The 2,482-nt window shown below is 32.4% G+C and carries 2 protein-coding genes; one reads left to right on the plus strand and one right to left on the minus strand.

What is annotated here, in order from left to right:
• Positions 1–1,324: 1,324 nt before the first annotated feature.
• Positions 1,325–1,618, plus strand: a complete 294-nt coding sequence (locus tag AFK68_RS01850; RefSeq protein WP_246843935.1) for a KGK domain-containing protein — start codon at positions 1,325–1,327, stop codon at positions 1,616–1,618.
• A 37-nt stretch (positions 1,619–1,655) separates the two neighbouring features.
• Here the strand turns inward: AFK68_RS01850 and AFK68_RS43220 are convergent, their stop codons facing one another.
• On the minus strand, positions 1,656–1,790 hold the full coding sequence (locus tag AFK68_RS43220) for a hypothetical protein (RefSeq protein WP_256386461.1): 135 nt from the start codon (positions 1,788–1,790) through the stop codon (positions 1,656–1,658).
• Between the last annotated feature and the right edge of the window lie 692 nt (positions 1,791–2,482).

Below are 2,482 nucleotides of genomic sequence, written 5' to 3' on the forward strand. Positions count from 1 at the left end.
AAGAAATAGAGGAAATTTCTAACAACAATAATTCTGAATCTTCTCTAGATGACTTACGGCAAAAGTTTAATCAGGAAAATCAGTAGAAAATTTCTGGGGAAAAGTTGATTTATCTAGAATCACAAAGCTGTAGATTATCAAATTCTCATATCTGGTTTTCAAGAATAGCAGTCAGGGAAAATTCAAGTAAAACTTTCTCTAGAATTTTGCCCTGATAAACCTCAAGAATAAATAGAAGAAAAAGAATCAAGTAACTCAGAAAATTATGGCGATAATAATTCAGAATATCTGGAAACTGAAGTATCTCCACTTGATGACTTACGGCAAAAATTTAGTCAGAAACATCAGTAGATATTTCTGAGGAAAATTGATTTGTATAGGAGATTTTTTCCCATTTCCTCAAAAATCCAGTCAGGGAAAATCCAGGCAAAATTTGCTATAGAATTTTGCCCTGATAAACCTAAAGAATAAATAGAAGAAAAAGAATCAAGTAACTCAGAAAATCAAGCAGAAAATTCTGGCGATAATAATTCAGAATATCTCGAAACTTAAGTCTTCCTACTAGATGATTTACGAGAAAAATTTCATCAGGAAAATCAGTAGAAAATTTCTGGGGGAAAATTGATTTGTCTAGAATAACATAGCTGTAGATTATCAAATTCTCAGATATGGTAGTCAGGGAAAATTTAGGTAAAAGTTACTGTATAAATTTGCCCTGATGAACCTCAAGAAGAAATAGAAGAAAGAGAATCAAGTAACTCAGAAAATCAAGCAGAAAATTCTGGAGATAATAATTCAGAATAACTGGAAACTGAAGTATCCCCACTTGATGACTTACGGCAAAAATTTCATCAGGAAAATCAGTAGAAACTTTCTGAGGAAAATTGATTTATGTAGGAAATTTTCTCTCTCTACATATTTATTATTTCGTCGAAAATTAGAAGTAGTAAATTGAGATGAAAAATGAATCTCAACCATATCACTCTATAGATTTATGATTCTGAAAAAAAGTAGGGCTAATACAACCTCTAACATTCTGCCAAAAACTCAGTCACTGTAGCAACTAACCCAGCTAATAAATTTCTTGTAAGCCTAAAAAATACAAATAAAAATTAATCAAAAAATATTCTTATCTCAAGAAGATGTTGTATCTGTTTATCGCNCCGAAAAGGCTAATACAACCTCTAACATTCTGCCAAAAACTCAGTCACTGTAGCAACTAACCCAGCTAATAAATTTCTTGTAAGCCTAAAAAATACAAATAAAAATTAATCAAAAAATATTCTTATCTCAAGAAGATGTTGTATCTGTTTATCGCAACGAAATATTTGTCAAAAATCAGACTTTTACTCTCAATCAATTTCTTACAGAGATGAAAAAAGCTCTTCAAACACAACTCGCAGAAGGAAGAGAAAATTGGTTAACTAACGAAATAGATTCCAAAATACTAAAACTAGGTGCAAAAAGTTGGCAAAGAGGAAAAGTAAGAATAACTCTTGAGTTTGAATCTGAAAATATTGATGTAAAAGAAGGGGGGCTAAATAATCAACTTGTAGAAGGCAAAGAAGTTTTTCCACTTGATGATTTACGCCAGAAAATTAAACCAGAGGATAAGTAAAGATGTTCCAGGAAAACCTAAGTTTATATGGAGTATTTTATAGCTCCATATTTCCTTGCTCAAAGGCAATTAAGTATTCAGGAATTTTCTCCAGGGGCAATACAGCAATACCAGAAAAATTTTCATCTTTGAGAGCTTTCCATAAATAAAGATATATGCTGTTTTTTTCCATAATTAAATCTTTCCATCTATAATCCTCCTCAATGGAAAACCACCAACATTTTCATTTTACTAAGCTCCCGAAAAAAAACGCGCGTCAAAGGATTTCCAGTTGCATCCTCAGAATTTTTATGATAAGCTAAATCTTAGCTGGAGTTGCTCGTCTATACACATGATTTTTTATTCAACTAGGGAGAAATTTTCTCTCGCAGCAATACCAGAAAANTCCTCCTCAATGGAAAACCACCAACATTTTCATTTTACTAAGCTCCCGAAAAAAAATCGCGCGTCAAAGGATTTCCAGTTGCATCCTCAGAATTTTTATGATAAGCTAAATCTTAGCTGGAGTTGCTCGTCTATACACATGATTTTTTATTCAACTAGGGAGAAATTTTCTCTCGCAGCAATACCAGAAAAATTTTCATCTTTGAGAGCTTTCCATAAATAAATATATATGCTGGTTTTTTTCCATAATTAAATCTTTCCATCCATTCCTCCTCAATGGAAAACCACCAACATTTTCATTTTACTAAGCTCCCGAAAAAAAATCGCGCGTCAAAGGATTTCCAGTTGCATCCTCAGAATTTTTATGATAAGCTAAATCTTAGCTGGAGTTGCTCGTCTATACANAAGGATTTCCAGTTGCATCCTCAGAATTTTTATGATAAGCTAAATCTTAGCTGGAGTTGCTCGTCTATACACATG

It is taken from the genome of Hydrocoleum sp. CS-953 (genome assembly GCF_002260545.1).
In the GTDB taxonomy this organism is placed as follows: Bacteria; Cyanobacteriota; Cyanobacteriia; order Cyanobacteriales; family Microcoleaceae; genus Trichodesmium.

Coding starts and splice junctions, on each gene's coding strand:
- AFK68_RS43220 (WP_256386461.1), bottom strand. CDS start 1,790: ATGGAAAAAAACAGCATATATCTTTATTTATGGAAAGCTCTCAAAGAT.